Below are 16,941 nucleotides of genomic sequence, written 5' to 3'. Positions count from 1 at the left end.
CTCTTTGACCTCCCAAATAGATTCGATGCATCTACCGTTATTTTAGGAAAGATCCCCCGGGACCTCCATTCATAAAACCTGCATCCCCTTTTAAAATTCAAGCATTCCTCACTCGTCATCAGGCGTTACGGTACTCATTCATGGATCGTCCGGTCGACTTCTTGAAGAGGATACTGAAATAATGCGGATCCGTAATGCCAACCCGTTCGCCAATCTCATAACCTTTGAAATCCGTGGTTTTCAAAAGGCATTCCGCTTTCTTCATACGCAAGTTGGTCAGGTACTCTACGAAGGTCTGACCCGTTTCCTTCTTCATGAGCCGGCCCAGATGGCCCGGACTGACGAAGAAGACCGCTGCGGTACTGGCCAATCCGACCCCGGGATCGCCCAGGTTCTGTTCCAGATACGCCTGCACCTGATGGATCAGGTTCCCTTCCTTGGCTTGTCTTTTCGCAGAAATCGCCTTGGCAACCTGAAGGACGTAAGGCTCCAACGCTTGAACCAACTCCGGTAAATTATCGGCCGTAATGATCGACACCAGCGTCTCTGTGTCTAGTCCCTGTTCACCGTCTAGCTGCTGCTCCATCGCCGCGTGTTGGCATTCATGAATCACGTCCATCGCCGCCATCCGAAACTGGGACACGCTAGAGAAGGATACGTCAAAGATTTGCTCCAGCATCTCCGCTGCGCGATCAGAGGAACCGACGCTGATGTAAAATTGCAGTTGCCTCAATAGCTCCGGGTTAGATCGGTACGTTTCCTCTCTGCTGTCTACCATATCCTCATAGCAAATTACCTGGTTATTCCCAACGAACGCTTTATAACGGATCGCGTTGCAGGCTTCCTTATATCCCAGATGGCCTTCCTGTAAGCTCTGGCGCTTCCGCCCGACTCCAATGTTGACCATGCCTTTCGGAGCATGGATTAATCGGTTGAGCAACGCTTCACAGATCCCGGTTAGGTCTCCCTCTGGACGAAAAGAAATCAAGACAAACTGGTTTCGAGTATCCGACAGCATGGTGATGTAAGGATCTCCCTGAAAGAACAGCTCCATCTTCCGCTTGCACGCCATCCCAAGCAAAATCAACTGCTCCTCGGTGTGTTTCTCCGCTATCGGGGTAATTTCGACAACGGCAATTTGGTAGGGAGCTTGCTTCCGGAAGGCGGGCAGCTGAAAATATTCGGCTTGCTCCCGGATTTCTTCCCGGGAAAGCGTCCCCTGTAACCACTGCAGCAGGAACTTCTCCCGGAGATAAGGAAGACTCCGCGCCAACTCTTCCTTCAGTCTCGTAAGTTCCCCTTCCCGGGATCGTTCCTCCTCGATCTTCCGTTTCAGCTTGCTGGTGACATGCAGCAGGTCCGCCGCCCGAATCGGTTTGAGCAGGAAATCGAACACCCCGATTTTGATGCTCTGTTGCGCATATTCAAACTCATCATGGCCGCTTACGACGACAATTTTGATCTGCGGATGCTTCTCCAGGACGCTTCGGCTAAATTCGATCCCGTCGATGTTCGGCATGTAGATGTCGGTAAGGATGACATCCGGTTTCTGCTGCTCCACCAACTCCATCGCCTCCTGGGCACTCGGAGCTTCCCCAACGATCTCGAAGCCTTCCTGCTCCCAATCAATGCGCATGCGAATCAAATTCCGGATTAAATGCTCATCGTCAACGATGAGAACTTTCAACTTTTCCATGGCACATCTACTCCATTCGGTAGAATTAGCGTGATCGTTGTCCCTGACCCCGGTTCACTTACGATGTGGAATACGTCTTTATCTTCATAAAAAATACGCAAGCGCTCCATCGTCCCCCATAAGCCAAAGCTCTTGATTTGACCTTGTCTTTCCGTGAACAGGATTTGCTCGATCTCCTCCCGCGACATGCCGATGCCATCGTCGGAAATCGACAGGATCACCGATTCGTCCACTTGCTTGGCGGTGATCCGTATGGCCCCTTTCGTCCCCTTAGGCCGAATGCCATGGTAGAGTGAGTTCTCTACCAACGGCTGAAGCACCAGCTTCGGAATCGGGATTAGGTCGCAGCCCTCCTCCACCTCGAACCGGGCCTCAAATACGTCCGGGTAACGCACGCTCTGGATGATTAAGTAATTCCGTACGATCTCGATTTCTTCGCCAACGGTAATGACGTCTTGCCCTTTGCTCACACTCAACCGATAATAGCTCCCCAGCGCCTCGATCAACTCACATACCTGTTCGTTCTCTCCGGATAGCGCAAGCGACGTGATCGAGTCTAGCGTGTTATACAAGAAATGGGGCTTGATTTGGGATTGAAGCGCATTCAACTCTGCTTTGCGTATCGTCTTCTGCTCTTCAATGACGCGCTTCAGCAGCTGATCAATCTGTTCGATCATCCGGTTGTATCCGTTATACAGCTGCTCCAGCTCGAAGCTGCTCGGCTCCGTAGTGACCTTCATGAAATTGCCGCTAGGCGCTTTATTCATCGCCCGAAGCAGCTTCTGAATCGGTTTAATGATACTGCGTGAAATCACGAAGGAGCTGACAAAGAAGATGGTGCCGTTAATAATCAGCAAGACCAGCGTCAGCACCACCAACGATTGGTTACGCGACTCCATGGAGTTGTGCGGCGAGATGCTCACAAATTTCCAGTTGTAGGCTCCGCCCGACAAATAGGTCACGGTATATTTCCGGGAACCCAAATTCATGGATAGGGAGCCTGAATCCTTTTGCTGAAATTGATCCTCCAACATCGCCTTGTTCGTTTCGAGCAGTTCATGCAGAACGGCACTGCCTTGCTCGTCCGTTGCATCCGCCACAATGGTCTGATTGTTTTCATCTAAAATGGCGATTTGCAAGGAGCTCCCATTTTGCAGATTCGAATAAGCCTGAACTAATGCGCCGTCCTTGATATCTATGACCAACACCCCGAGAGGGGCCGTATTGTCGATGTCGCGAATCAAGCGTATAAAAGAGACGATATTGCCGTCGGCGGAGTCCGCAGGCCCTCGTCGATTATCCAGCCTCAGAATATATTTTCCTTTATTGCTCACCACTTGGTCATACCAGGGGGCATCCTTGATATCCACCTCCATGTACGTTGGCAATTCTTGAGTTGCGACGGTGAAGCGATGCCCCGCATGGTCATAAATGTGCACGGAGTCGATGATCGGAACCGCTTGCATAAGATTGTACAGATAGGAGCTGACCTTCGACTGGGTTTGCAGATTCGCGTATACATCTCCCTGCCGGAGCAAGTTCTGCAAATTGCGATCGGAGAAGATCATTTTCGAATAGTTGTTGACGTTCTCAATCATTAAATCTACGTTTGTCCTTATGGACGTCACCGTTTGCAGCGAGGCCTCATTGATTTTCTTCTGGGCCGAATTGGCTGCCATTTGGTCCAGTACCATATAGCTTAAACCCACTGTAAACAAGATCACGAGAAAATAAGCAAACGGAATCTTAAAAGCTAGCTTTTTCGGCTTGCCGTAACTTAAAGATCGTATGCTCTTCACCAACCGCGTTTTCACTGTCCGGTCCTCCGCTTCTTGTGCCTTAGAATCCCACAACCTTCATTATATCGATAGATGGCCAAGCCAAACAATTTGAAAACACAACCGGAAGTAGGGAAAAGGTTAGACGATGCGGCCAAGAGGCCCCCTGTCGCACCAGGACAAGAGGCCTCTCGGCTCAGCAGTTACATCCTTTCGTTAGGAATCTATTTGAACAGGTCCGGCAGAATATCGTAGATGTACTGGTTCACCCAGTTCCAGGCGTGCGTGCCGCCATCGCCTACAATGAAGTAGAAATTCCCCTTGGTCGTATCCGACGAATAAATGAAGGTATCGGTGAGCTGTTTCATCGCATCGATCTGAGGCTTCAAGTTCGGATAAGCGATGTCCAAACTGCCCGTGGCGCTGAAGATATAGTAATCCTGCGGTTGATACCCTGCGTCCTTGGCGACTTTGGCCAGGTATTCCGCCGTTTCCTTCGGTTTGCTGCCTCCGCCTCCTTGGCCCAACGCCCAGCTATCCCCGCTTAACGGGAGGTAATACTTGAAATAGTCGAGGTTATGGATGAAGGTATACCATGTCGTCACTGAGCCCATAGAGAACCCGCCGAACGCCCGATGCGCCCGGGAAGCCTTCAACTCGTCCAGGCTGGCGGACTTCGCATACGTATGATACTTCGTTTCCACCAACGGCACGATGGTCTGGATTAATTCCTCGTGGAAGAGAGCCGTATCGTTTTTCCCGCCGTAGAAGGTTGGGGTTACCACGATCATCGGTTCAATGTCGCCGTTTGCGATCATATGGTCGATGATTTTCTTCAATTCCTTGCTTTGGCCGGGGCCGCCGAAGATGAGATTCTCGTTTTCCCCGCCGCCGTGCATCAGATAAAGCACATTATACTGCTTCGTGGAATCGGACGCGTCGTAACCGTACGGAAGATAAACATTCAGCTTCTTCTCATCCATTCCGCCGGTTAAGTTTGGCGTCTTGTACGTTAAGCTCTCGATCGTCCCCGGTTTGGCGCTCTCGGTTCGGTAGGCGTCCGGAACTTCCTTGAAATATTTCTCGTTCGCGGCTTCCTCCGTCATCTGCAGCTTGCTAACCGCAGCCTGGATAGCCGCGTATTGCTCATCGATTTGAGGTTGAGTGGCCTTTTTGTCGTTCAGAACGTTGGCGGCAACCACCTTCATCAGGGCGTCCTTCACCACGGCTGGATTTTGATATAGCGTAAAGTCCAGCTTCAGCGTGCTCTTGATCAGATTCAGAAGGTCGTAGGGATTAACTCCGCTGACATCCCCCTTGGTCTTGCCCGTGAGCACGATTTCGCCGAATTTGCTCGTATCGTTCCAGGCGCTGCCCGTTGAATCGAATAGATTCAAGGTCCCGATTCGATTTGCATCCTTCGCGTCGTTGATTTGCAATTCGAGGCCCATTACCTTTCCGTTCTCGGGTTTGGATTGGAGGGCAACCCGGGCTTCGATGACATATCCGCCGTCCACTCGTTTCGAAGCGGTGTAGAACCGCTCGACTTTACCGTTGTCCACGGATTGGGCATTCTCAACATTGACACGGAAATGCAAGTCGTCTAGTCCGTATTCCGGCGTCTTGTCGTGATTCTCATCCAGGAAGATCTCCAAGGAATCCTGCATGTAAGGAGTCACCGATTCGGTCGAAAGATGCTTATCCCTGACTTCAACCAGGACATACAGGGCGCGGTCATCCCACAAAGCCTTGAAAGTGGCGGAGGCCTCTGCTTGATCCGAAGCAAATTTAGGTGTAACCGCTTGCACTTTGCTCCAAGCTTTGTCGATGTCGCCGTCAATCACGGGCGAACCGAAGTGGGCCGCCATTCTGCCCTGGGCATCCAGCCCGCTCTTGTCTCCCGGTGCAGGCTTTCCTGGGTTCGGTGCCGCGGAAACCTCGGTCCACGAACCAGGAGCATTCGCAAACACCAAGGATACGCCGATCAACATCATCATAAAGGATTGCAGGAACAGCTTCGTATTTCTCTTCAACAAGTTCTCCTCCTTCAACCGGTCATGGGTTCTGGGTGGTTCCTCTGTTTTCATACGATACTTTCGCCGTTACCAACGCCCGAAAACAGCCTTCAGCCAACACACCCCCATACCGCCAGGTTTAGAAGCGCTTTCATAATTAACCTCCTTTAAAGGAAAATGAGTTTCACCCCTATTTTAGGGAGAGCAGGGCGATGACTACATTCATAAATCGAGCATTGGCTTTCAAAATTCGAACATCTATAGGGAGAACCAACGGAATCTTCCCCTCGTTCCTTTGTCACAAAAACACCCCGTACCTCGTCTTATGATTAAGGCCAAGTATGAATAGGTTATGAAACCGAGAAACGATAGGAAGTGAAACCATGAAGGAACTGTACGAGAAATATAATAGACTGCTCTTTAAACTCGCTTATCAACTGACCGGATCCGTCACGGATGCGGAGGATGTGGTACACGACGTATTTCTGAAAATCGCCGATGTGCCGCCAGAGAAGCTGACAGAACCCAAAGCTTATCTTTGCAAGATGGTCACGAACCGTTGCCGGGACCTGTATAAATCGGCACGCCGAAAACGGGAGCAATACTATGGGGAATGGCTTCCGGAGCCGCTGCACAGCCTGCATGACGATGCGATGGAAGCCGTCGTCCGCGATGACCTGCTGTCCTATGCGATGCTGGTTCTGCTTGAAAGGTTATCTCCAACGGAACGCGTCGTGTTTGTGCTTCGAGAGGCGCTTGGCTTTGATTATCCGGAAATCGCCGAACTGGTGGAGAAAAGCGAAGTGAACTGTCGAAAACTGCTCAGTCGAGCCCACGCAAAAATGGGGATGACTGCGGATCAACTCGTTCCCCAGGAGGGAACCGCTCCCGAGCTCGTCCATCATTTCCTTAACGCGCTCAAACAAGGGAACCTCGATCAAATCTTATCCATTCTGGACCAAGAGGTTGTCCTTGTCGCCGATGGAGGAGGCAAAGTCTTGGCCGCTGCCAAACCGATCTTTACCAGAGATCTCGTTGCCCAATTCCTGCTAGGGCCGTTTCGGCAAGCCACCACGATCGATGGAATCCAATTCGAGGTTACTCGGGTGAATGGACAGCCGGCTTTTCGGATTCGATCGGAGGAAGGGATTCATTCCGTCGGAATTTTCCATGTGGAGAACGACCAAATCCGCAACATCTATCTGGTTAGAAACCCGGATAAACTAAAACATGTCGAGGAATGAAACGAAGCACCAAGAGCCCCTAGGGATTCTTGGTGCTTCTGTTTTTTTACGTCGAGGCTTATCGCTTAGCTCAGTCCGGCTTTCGTCAATCCGAAGGCGGCGTCGGCAGAACCCGGTACGGTCTTGAAGGCAACGTTAACCCGGTTCCAGGCATTGATCGTCATGATCGAGAACGTGAGATCGGAAATCTCTTTTTCGGAAAATTGCTCGCGAACCCGATTATATATCTCATCCGGCACGCCATGCTCCGGCAAATGGGTCAGAATCTCGGTCCAGGCCAGGGCCGCCCGTTCGCGGGGGCTAAACAGCGTTGATTCCCGCCAAATCGAAATGTGGTACAGGCGCAGCTCGCTTTCGCCGTGGATTTTCGCCTCCTTCACGTGCATATCGAAGCAAAATCCGCATCCATTGAGTTGCGAGGCTCGGATGTGAACGAGGTGGCGAATCTCCTCCTCAATGGAGCTTCCCTTCTCAGCCCCGCTGAGTTCCATTAATCGGTTGAAAAATTCCGGGGATTGTTGCATGTAATTGATGCGTTGTGTCATTGTTCATCTACCTCCCATTTTTGATCAAGCACGAAAATATAACGACGAGGCGATTCATTCTGTGACAACATCAACATCAGAAAAAAAGCAGCTGAGCCGAGAGCTTCTCGTCAGCTGCCAAGTCTTCACTAAATCCCGCGTAAATTCCATGCGCAAAGGGAACTCATCGCCACGCTTGGTCCCTGTACAAATAACCGAATCCCCTCACTATCCTTGCGCAGAGGATACACTCGGCCCGTCAAGCAAAGTTCTTCATTGACGAACACTTCAACAATGGAGTGGTCGATGAAGAGGTGAACTCGAAGTTGTTTGTGCTGCTGCATATCGTAAAGGGCCGCGAGTTCCCAAGTATGAACGCCCGCCGCTTGACTGGATCGGGAACGGTCCAGTACGATCCGTCCTCCGACTACATCGAACTTCAGGGTAGTTTGCTCCTCTCCTTCCGGCGAACGGAATACTTCAAATCCAAACAACGCCTCAGAACCGGCCAGCTCATACTCAACGATGATCTCGACGGCTTTACCTTTTGTCTCTAGCTTATGATGGCCTTGCGTCCAGACCGTCTTCGGAAGCTCAAATGGGTTCTCCCTCAACACCTGAAGCTCCGCAACCGGTTTGAAGATCAGCGTGTTCTTGTCTGGGCGGAGCTCCACGGTTCTCGGGATCGACTGCACCCCTGACCATCCCTGGATCTCCGTCATCTCTCCGCGGGCGTTGTCGGGGAGCCATCCCCACAGAATACGCCGGCCGTCCGGAGCAAGCATAGATTGCGGTGCATAGTACCCTTCCCAGCCGCCATGATCCACGAAGCCCTCCTGCTCTTTCATAAACCGGAGATCGTCCCCCATGGATCCCACAAGATACTTCACCTTGTCGCTTGGCGAGTAGATCAGAACCATTTTGTCTTGCAGGCGGAAGGCGTTCGGGCATTCCCACAGGTTTTCCTCCCCCGTATGCAGGAGATGCAAGAAGGTCCACTCCTGCAGGTTCGCCGACTCGTACAATAACGCGCAGCCTTTGCCTTCCACGCTTCCTCCCAGCACCATCAGCCAGCGGTCTCCCTCTTTCCAGACATAAGGGTCCCTCCAGTCCCTTACGATCAGATCCTTGTCGTGGGCATCCGAGGTTAAAACTGGATTTACCTCGGACTTTACCCAAGTCATCAGACCATCGGGGCTGGTGGCCATCCATTGCTCCGCGCCGGTCTCGGCATTCCGCTCGCCTTCGCCTACGCTGGTATAGAACAGGGTCGGCACGCCTTGATCATCGATCACCGCACAGCCGGAGTAACAATGCACCTCGCCAAGTTCGGTGGAAGGCGCCAACGCGATGGGTAGGTGTTGCCAATGCACCAGATCCGTGCTCACCGCATGCCCCCAGTGGATCGTCCCCCACTGATCCCCATGCGGGTTGTATTGATAGAACAAATGATATTGACCTTCGCGATAAACAAGCCCGTTCGGATCGTTCATCCAATTCGCAGGAGGGGTAAAATGATAAATAGGCTTGCCTAGGGTCATGTCACATTCCTCCATTTCACCGGGATCCTAACGCGAAGTCATCGAAGGCGGGGCATCCTCCGGGGAGCTTCCCCATGCCTTGTTCGGCCGCGGCCCCATCTCTAACACAAGCTGTCCTCCGCTCATCAAGTCCTGATGGGTAAGCCAAGGCCGCGAATGCGGTTGCCCGTTCAAAACGGCGGATTGGATGTACTTGTTCGCCTTGGAGACCTGACGCGCTTCGATGACAAACGTTTGACTCTCCCCGACACGGAGCGTCGTCTTCTCGAAGATCGGGCTGCCGATATCATAAACAGGCCGCCCCGGGCACACCGGATAGAAACCCATCGCGCTGAATACGTACCAGGACGATAGCGAACCGATGTCATCGTCCCCGCACAGACCGGCTGGCCCGGCGTTGTACATTAGGTGTTGGATATCGCGTACGCGCCGCTGCGTTTTCCAAGGAGCCCCCGCGTAATTGAATAAGTACGGGATATGAAAGCTGGGTTCGTTGCCGTGGGCATACATTCCGATCAGTCCCGACATATCAGGGAATTGCCCGAGAAACCAAGGTTTCTCCATCGTGTACTGCTCCGTAAACAACGCGTCGAGCTTTTGGACGAAAGCCTCTCTCCCGCCCATCAGCCGGATTAATCCCTCCACATCGTGCTGCACATGGAAGGTATAGATCCAACTGTTCACTTCGGCAAAATACCCCTCCCCGGCAAATCCGCCGGACAGCTTCGGATCAAACGGCTCAACCCATTCCCCTTCCGCCGTCTTGGGAGCCATCAGTCCGAAATCAGGGCGGAACAAATGGCGGTAGTTACCCGCGCGTTGAAGGAAACGCTCGGCTTCCGCTTCCCGCCCCAGCTTACGGGCCACTTGGGCGACGCACCAGTCGTCGTAAGCTCTCTCCAGCGTAACGGATACGGATTGCCGGCGGTGCCAGGGATCGACCTCCGGCACCCATTCGTCAACGCCCACATCGGGGACCCAGGTAATCTGATTCGGCATCTTCTCCATGACGAGGTCCCAGAGTCGTTTTCTCCACTCGTCCGGATCCGCGACCTTCGCATCCTCCCTTACGGGGAGTGCCGGGAACCAGCCTTGTTCGTGGTACACCCGGTCCAATTCCGTAGCCGGCACCGTCCGCCAGGGAATCAGCGACATTTCCGTCGCATCCTTAAGCATGCCTTCATAGGCCTTCTCAACCTGGATATCATCCAGTCCCTTGGCACAAGCATCGGCAATAAGCGAAGCGGCATGATGGCCGATCATGACCGCATGATCCCCCCCCGGATGGGGAAGTTTCGGCAACAACCCGCCCTGTTCGTACATTCTGACCAACGAGTACACCATATCCTCAAACACGCGTGGTTCGATGAGGCTTTGCAACGGGCGGGCGCAACGATACGTATCCCAAAGCTGGTCATGCGTGTAAAAATCCCGTCCCTCCGCCTTGTGAACGCGTCCGTCGAAGCCACTGTAATACTGTCCGTCTTCCGTAATATTCCGCATCCGTTGCAGCGTACGGTACATCGCCGTATAGAAAATCGTCCGTTCTTCCTCCGTCCCGCCTTCCACCTCGATCGCGGAAAGCGCGCGGTTCCAAGCCTCGCGGGCCCGGGAAACGGCAGCGTCGAAATCCCAGTCCGGCAGCTCTTGCTGTCGGTTCTTACGGGCTTGCTCCAGACTGATGTAGGAGATGCCTACCTTCAACTCGATCGTAGCTTCCCCCTTCGGCGATCCGTAGGCTAAGTAGGCTTTGGGGCTGTTTTCGATAAAACCAAATGACGACGTTGCCTCTCTCATTTCCAAGCTAAAATAGCAAACATATCCTTTACGGGCACGCTCCCCTTCGATCACGCGACCCTCGTTCTTGTGAAATTGCGTAGAATCGCCGCCATCGAGGATGACATGGACCGGCCCAGTGGTATAGAAACGAAAATAGGCGCTGCGCTGAGCCGCTGTCATCTCGGCGTCGATCTCATGATCCTCCAGGAAGACGCGATACTTATAGGGCCGGGCCTCCTCCAAATCATGATCGAAGATAGAGGCATGTGCTTCCGGGCGATCGGACAAAGGGCTGCCGGAAACCGTCACCGATGCTGGTCCGAAGGAGAATCCGAAATTTTTGTCCGCCAAATACTTGTCTCCGATACCCGGCGTGGTGACCGGATCGATCTCCATCATCCCATGGGGAAGCTGCACGGTTGGCGACGTGGACCACGTTTTGTAGGACAACGTCCCGATATTGGTATTGACGTAGGAAGCCCAATCCCGATCCGCACGAGCGGTTATGTTCTTCAAGTTCATCCCTCCCAAAATGATAATCCCATTTCAATTATATATAATATATTCATCATAACATATAGTACACAAATTTTAGCGTAGATAACGATTTCACTTAGGGCTTCCCCCTCTTAAAAACAGAAAAGCGACCTTTGCAGGTCGCTCGCTTTTGAAATTGCATGAAGGCTGGGAATCTAAGGAGAATCGACAAGTGTGGGTTATCCTTCTATCATTTTTATCATTCTACCAATGACCATCACCGCCTCCGCCCGGGTTGCCTGGTCTTGGGGGCGTATGGTGCGGTCCGGATATCCGGAGAAGATCCCCTGCTCCGTCACGGCTTGGACGGCATCCTTCGCCCAACTCGAGATCCGTTCCCCGTCCGCGAAGGACAGAACGCTCTTCGGCTTCTCTAAATGCAAGGCGTTTGCCGCTATCACGGCCATCTGCTCCCTCGTAATCGGCTGGTCCGGTGCAAAGAGTGTGTCGTCAATCCCCCGGATGACCCCGTTGGCGTAGGCGATGGAGATTGCCGACCGTGCCCAATGCTTCTCCGTGTCGGCAAACGTTTTATCCCCCGCCGCTTTCCATGCCATCGCCGAGTTCAAGATCGAAACGAACTCTGCCCGCGTAATCGGACGGTTCGGCCGGAAGGTGCCGTCCGGATACCCGCTGACGATCCCGCTCTCCGTAAGATGCCGGATCGTTTCCTCAGCGTAGTGGCCTTGGATATCCGTCAGTACGACCGCTGGCTCTTGGATCTCAACCGTTCGGGAGAGGGCCGCAAATTTCGTAAAATGATCGGTTGTGCCGCTGACGGTGCCGTTTTCGTAGTCAACGAGCAGATTGTTCAACGCAACCCATTCCCCCGTCTCCTCGTTCAGCCAAACTAGCAGGATCTGTTTGCCATCCTCCTGCTTCACGTCGGCGTTCAGGCGCAGTTGGATGGTCACAGGAACAAGGAATTTTCCCGGCACATTCTTCTTAAAATCAAATACCCGGCTAACTAGACGTTCCTGCTCGGACAACGGCAGGGCACTCGTATCCGTGATCTCTTCGATCGTCACCTGGAACGGGCGATCCATCGCACCTGCCGGAAACTGGATTTCCCCACCAGTGAACTTTGCTGTGCCGCCAGCAGGCCCGATCGGATATACGTTGTTCGGCAACGATGGCGCTCCGCTGTTAGTAGAGGACGTATTGCCGCCCGGCGATGGCGCCGGGTTACTGCTTCTCTGGATCAGCCGGAACCGCTGGGACGTTGCCGTCTTCTCGTTCCCCATCTGATCTGCCGCTCTCACATGCAGGTACCAATCGCCGTCCGCTCCGCTCTTCGTCAAATTAGCGCCACTAACGAACGGTACCCAGCCATCCGTTGGCGAAGCGGGATCCGTTGTCCATACATATTGGAGCGATGAAGCATCGACTCCGCTTCCGGTATCCCCTACCGTCGTCCGGGTTGAAGCCGAACCCTCCGCGACTTCCCGCCCGTTCGGGGAGAAATCGATAGTAGGAGGCGTTTGATCGATCCTCACCTTCATCTCTTCGGACAGACGATGTCCAGCTTCATCCTCCGCTTCGAAAACAACTCGATGATCCCCATCCCCGGTGATTTCGATCGGCGTCCCGTTCGCATACGCTTGCGGCGACCCGCCATCCATCGTATAGGTAAAGGAAACGATCTCGCCGAATCCCCCCGCAGCGTACACACTGACGGTAACGCTCTGGTTCGTCCAGTCGCCATCCCCGTAAGGGCTGCCATCCGCTTGAACCATCTCCGGGGTCAAGGTCAGCCCGCTGGCGCTGATTTTCACCGTGGCGCGTGTCGTCGTTTCCATCCCCGCCTGATCCGCCGCCTTGAAATCGAGGACATATACGCCGTCATCCCGAAGCTCAAGGCTTGAAGAGTACGCCGTCCAGGTATCCCCGCCATCCAATGAATAAACGAATTCCGTGACGTCCGCCGGATCGCCATCAACCGAGGCGCTCACCGTCACAGGCTCGTTTGTCCACGTTCCGTCTAGATATTCGTCCCCATTTGACGTGGTCATCGTAATCGTAATCTCCGGCGGCCAAGGTTGATCTGCCACACTGAGCAGCGGATGACCCGCCAGATCGGAGACACTTCCCACATTCGCGTCATAGGACAGCTGGATGTCCTGTCCGCTATGCAGCTCCTCGCCGACCGTCAACTCTAAGGTTTTCGCTCCGGTTTTTACGGTATCAAGAACCCCAATTCCAACACCGTCTGCGGATACGAAAAACCCTCCCGTTGCAAGCAGATTTACCTCTTCATCCAAAGTCACCACGAGGTGATTTGGAGCTTCGACTCGTAGGTTCACGATCGCCGGGGGAGCGGTGTCAATGCCGAGATTCGCGGCAATGCCTTGCAAGGCCGGATACGACTTCCCTTCCTCGATCGTCCAGGTCCCATTAAAATCCCACGTCTCGAACGTGGATTTGCTCTTCATCGCTGCAGTCGGCTTCCCGCCTCCGTGGCCCGTTGTTGCAGCATCATAATATCCCGCGGTGACGCTGGAAGTCGGGCTGAAATCCCGGCCTACCAACCCTCCGATTTCGGAACCGGAGCCTGGGACATTCCCTGCGGCATAAGCCCGGTTGACCGTTCCGACATGTCGTCCGATCAGACCGCCGGTTTCGGAGCTCCCCGCAACGGAACCGGTGGCATAAGCATCTTCAATTAAACTCCCCAGATCGGCACGGCCCACCAGGCCGCCAACCACCATCCAGCCGGAGACATCGCCTCCCGCGAACGATTTCGTGATGACGCCGGGATACATATTCCCCACCAGGCCCCCGACTTTCTCAATGCCACTTACGCTGGCTGTCGAATAGGACAACTCGACGGTCCCCCCGCTCATATCCCCAATTAAGCCGCCGCTGGAGTATCCTCCGTTGATGCGGCCGCCCTCTACCCCAATGCCGTGCACGCGGCCTCCAACGCCGAGACTCCCAATCAACCCGACCTGGACGGTTCCCGGGCGGTTGATGAATAAGCCGCGAACCGCATGCCCTTGGCCATCGAGCTGCCCGGTGAAGGGGCCGAGCGTCGCATCGCCAATCGGCGCGAAGCCCGCCCCATCCTCGTTGCTCGTGGCCCACATATCGGCCCGGCTATCGTCCGTGAACACCGTGCCGAAATCCATATCGCTTACCAGCGTATAATCCGCCGTCAGATCCATCGCCATCAATTGTAGTTGATGGGCGTTACCGACAACCTGTGACCATTCCGCCCGAAGGAAAGGCCGCGTTGAACCTTCCATCATGAACCAGTCCGCCGTGAAATCCAACCCGGTGTAGCTCGCCTGGCTCAGCGCTTGTGCGGTTGTTAGGCTTGTCGCGTCACAAGAAACCTTCTCGTAAGCATCATTAAAGTAGCCGCACCCGTCCGCCTGCCCTGAAGTCTCTTCATCCCAGTAGTTACCTTCCATAAAGGTGCCGTTATTGGAACCAAGCACACCGCCGACATCACCTGCGGGAGCAGTAACCTGACCGGAGGCATGGGACTTACCAATATAGCCATCTACCGCCATGCCGACCAGTCCGCCAACGATTTTGTCTCCGCTGACAGACCCGATGTTATAGGATGTGCTTAAGATTCCACCGGATAGATACCCCGCCAAACCGCCTATGTAATTACCACTTCCATGAACCGTGCCGGCAAAATAGGATCGACTTAACTCCCCCCCTTCCTTCAGCCCGATAAGTCCGCCAACCGTGTCATTTCCTTCCACATGACCGGTCGCATACGATTCCGTTACCGTTCCATCGCTGCGTCCTACCAATCCTCCGACATTATTCGTTCCGCTGACATTCCCCGTAGCGTACGAGGTGAGAATCTGGCCGTATTCGTAACCAACCAGCCCCCCAACCACTCCAGATCCCCATACATCGACCCCGGCATGGGACTGCTCGATCGTCCCGTTATTGTTCCCTGCCAGTGCGCCGGTAGAGGTGCCGCCCGTGATGGTACCGCCCTCCATCCCTAGATCTCGAACCATACCTCCCGTGCCAATCATTCCAAACAGCCCCACCCCATCCTGAGACGGCCGATTGATCGTCAGGTTACGGATCACATGACCTGCCCCGTCTAACATCCCCGTGAACTGCTTGGAGCTGTCCCCGCTGCCTCTTTCCCCAATCGGCATCCAGCCCGCTCCGCCGTCCCAACCCGCCGTCGCCGACGCATCGATATCCGCGCCAAGCCGATAGTGGGCCGTCAAGTTGCCCCGTACTTCATCAAGCTGATCCAGCGTCGTGACGATAAAGGGATCCCCCGCCGTCCCGCTTCCCGCCATCGCCAATCCTTCCGAATCCGCAAAGACGGACATTGGCGGGACACCCAACACCAACGACAGTACCATCAACCCTATGAAAAAACGCTTCATTCCGTTCAACCCTTCCTTCTCTCTTTCACCGAATGATAATCATTCTAAAATTATAAAAGATCTCATCGGTCATCGAATCTAACCGCGGTTATAGATTCGGTTATAGAAGGTGGGGATGAACGCTCCTATATAGCAAAAAAGGGCTCTGCATGCTTTTTCACGAATGCCAGAACCCTGTCGGAACATCCAGGGTCTAAATAATTTCAATTCTCGTTTCCTGGACATCTACAATTGTGTTTACTTCCTCATTATCATGCCAATAGATCTCGCATCTAATGTTCGAGTTTGGTTCTTTCTTTATGGCGACAACTTTATTTACGTTCCAATCGATCGACACCTTAAATTGACCTGAACTAACAGGAACATTTTCAGAACCAAGTTCCCATATCACAATTTCACCAATTCTATTTATCTCTTTATCTGCCCGAGTTTTTGAATAAAAATGGATCGTTGTATTTTCTGGCAAATTCATTAAATCATAGTGGATACTCGGATTGCTGTACTGTCCGTCTCGATCATTCCCTTGGACAATTACACCACTTTCCAAAGAATGGTTTTTGCATCTATATTGAAGTAAATTTTCCACATCTCTAAATACAATCGATGTATTTGCGGGTATACTTCTCCACAATTTAACACAATCGATGATCTGGTTATGTCTTTCCAGGGCCGGAACCACAGTATTATTGTAATGATTCAGTCGATTCTCTTCACATCTTCCCTTATAGACAGATAAATTCTCAGATCCACTCCATCTATGTTTTTTTTTGCCCCACTGTGAAGTGTAATAGGCATAATTTTGAGGGTCCATATCTCCTACGGGCAAGCCTCTACCGCTGCTACAGGATGAAGAGACAAAGGTTTTTGCCAATTCTATAATCTCCGTTGATTTTGCCTCCGCCCAATCTGCGTATTCCTTTGCACGACTCGTCAAGTCTTGAACAAAAGCTCCATTGGTGCTCGATAGATATCTTAGACATACTAAATCCATACTTGCAGAGATCATGAAAGGTCCTAAAGTTTTAGTGCCCTCCATGATAAAACGCTCCGCCAAAATATGAACCTTTCCTTCAAGTTGTTTGATCATATCCGTATCTTGCTTGGGTAAATACATTAGAATGTCTTTTCTAACGGCTTCAAGATCGGCAGACCATTCCTCAATAAATTGTTGATTTACGATTTGATCAATCCGTTGGCAGATTTCATCAACTGAACTTCGTATTAATTGATCAGTAGATGATTCAATGCCAAGTAGTTTTTCTAATTCTACTCCAATCGTATCTCCGGCCAATTTGCTAACAATTCCTGCTGCAATCCATCCTGCAACAGCCATCCAATCGACAACAAAAGTTTCTTCATTAAAATTGTTCTGATAGTTTTCTCTTGTCATTATTTAGCCCCCCATTTTCTTTGAGTATTTTCCCCCTTCTTCTACCACATTATCCATATTCCTTATA

General features: G+C 52.6%; 9 protein-coding genes. 1 reads left to right on the top strand and 8 read right to left on the bottom strand.

Annotation, left to right across the window (positions count from 1 at the left end; all coding sequences use genetic code 11):
- Window positions 1-118 precede the first annotated feature (118 nt).
- The 3 genes from MKZ15_RS01400 to MKZ15_RS01390 all read right to left on the bottom strand — a co-directional run bounded on the left by MKZ15_RS01400 (window position 119) and on the right by MKZ15_RS01390 (window position 5,507).
- Window positions 119-1,696 (bottom strand): response regulator, encoded by a 1,578-nt coding sequence (locus MKZ15_RS01400; RefSeq protein WP_339819231.1) that lies wholly within the window; start codon window positions 1,694-1,696, stop codon window positions 119-121.
- Complete coding sequence (locus MKZ15_RS01395; protein WP_339819230.1) at window positions 1,684-3,510, bottom strand: sensor histidine kinase; 1,827 nt, start codon at window positions 3,508-3,510, stop codon at window positions 1,684-1,686. The genes MKZ15_RS01400 and MKZ15_RS01395 overlap by 13 nt, the downstream gene beginning before the upstream one ends.
- A 188-nt stretch (window positions 3,511-3,698) precedes the next feature.
- Window positions 3,699-5,507 (bottom strand): sugar-binding protein, encoded by a 1,809-nt coding sequence (locus MKZ15_RS01390; protein ID WP_339819228.1) that lies wholly within the window; start codon window positions 5,505-5,507, stop codon window positions 3,699-3,701.
- A 365-nt stretch (window positions 5,508-5,872) separates the two neighbouring features.
- Here MKZ15_RS01390 and sigJ point away from each other — a divergent pair, with 365 nt between their 5' ends.
- Window positions 5,873-6,733 carry an RNA polymerase sigma factor SigJ gene (gene sigJ, locus MKZ15_RS01385; RefSeq protein WP_339819226.1) on the top strand — a complete coding sequence of 287 codons (861 nt, stop codon included), beginning with the start codon at window positions 5,873-5,875 and terminating at the stop codon, window positions 6,731-6,733.
- A gap of 65 nt (window positions 6,734-6,798) precedes the next feature.
- On the opposite strand, the gene MKZ15_RS01380 is transcribed toward sigJ, so the two are convergent.
- The 5 genes from MKZ15_RS01380 to MKZ15_RS01360 form a co-directional block, all read right to left on the bottom strand.
- The gene (locus MKZ15_RS01380; protein WP_339819224.1) at window positions 6,799-7,278 is read right to left on the bottom strand and encodes a carboxymuconolactone decarboxylase family protein; all 480 of its coding nucleotides are present in this window, start codon (window positions 7,276-7,278) and stop codon (window positions 6,799-6,801) included.
- A gap of 128 nt (window positions 7,279-7,406) precedes the next feature.
- Window positions 7,407-8,798 carry a glycoside hydrolase family 32 protein gene (locus MKZ15_RS01375; protein ID WP_339819222.1) on the bottom strand — a complete coding sequence of 464 codons (1,392 nt, stop codon included), beginning with the start codon at window positions 8,796-8,798 and terminating at the stop codon, window positions 7,407-7,409.
- 27 nt (window positions 8,799-8,825) lie between these two features.
- The gene (locus tag MKZ15_RS01370) at window positions 8,826-11,093 is read right to left on the bottom strand and encodes a GH92 family glycosyl hydrolase (RefSeq protein ID WP_339819219.1); all 2,268 of its coding nucleotides are present in this window, start codon (window positions 11,091-11,093) and stop codon (window positions 8,826-8,828) included.
- 200 nt (window positions 11,094-11,293) lie between these two features.
- Window positions 11,294-15,484, bottom strand: a complete 4,191-nt coding sequence (locus MKZ15_RS01365; RefSeq protein ID WP_339819217.1) for an S-layer homology domain-containing protein — start codon at window positions 15,482-15,484, stop codon at window positions 11,294-11,296.
- 193 nt (window positions 15,485-15,677) lie between these two features.
- A complete protein-coding gene (locus tag MKZ15_RS01360) occupies window positions 15,678-16,874 on the bottom strand; it encodes a hypothetical protein (protein WP_339819214.1) in 1,197 nt (398 codons plus the stop codon).
- Window positions 16,875-16,941 lie beyond the last annotated feature (67 nt).

The organism is Paenibacillus sp. FSL R7-0216 (assembly GCF_037969915.1).
Lineage (GTDB): Bacteria > Bacillota > Bacilli > Paenibacillales > Paenibacillaceae > Fontibacillus > Fontibacillus rhizolycopersici.
This window is presented reverse-complemented; position numbering and strand designations above follow the sequence as displayed.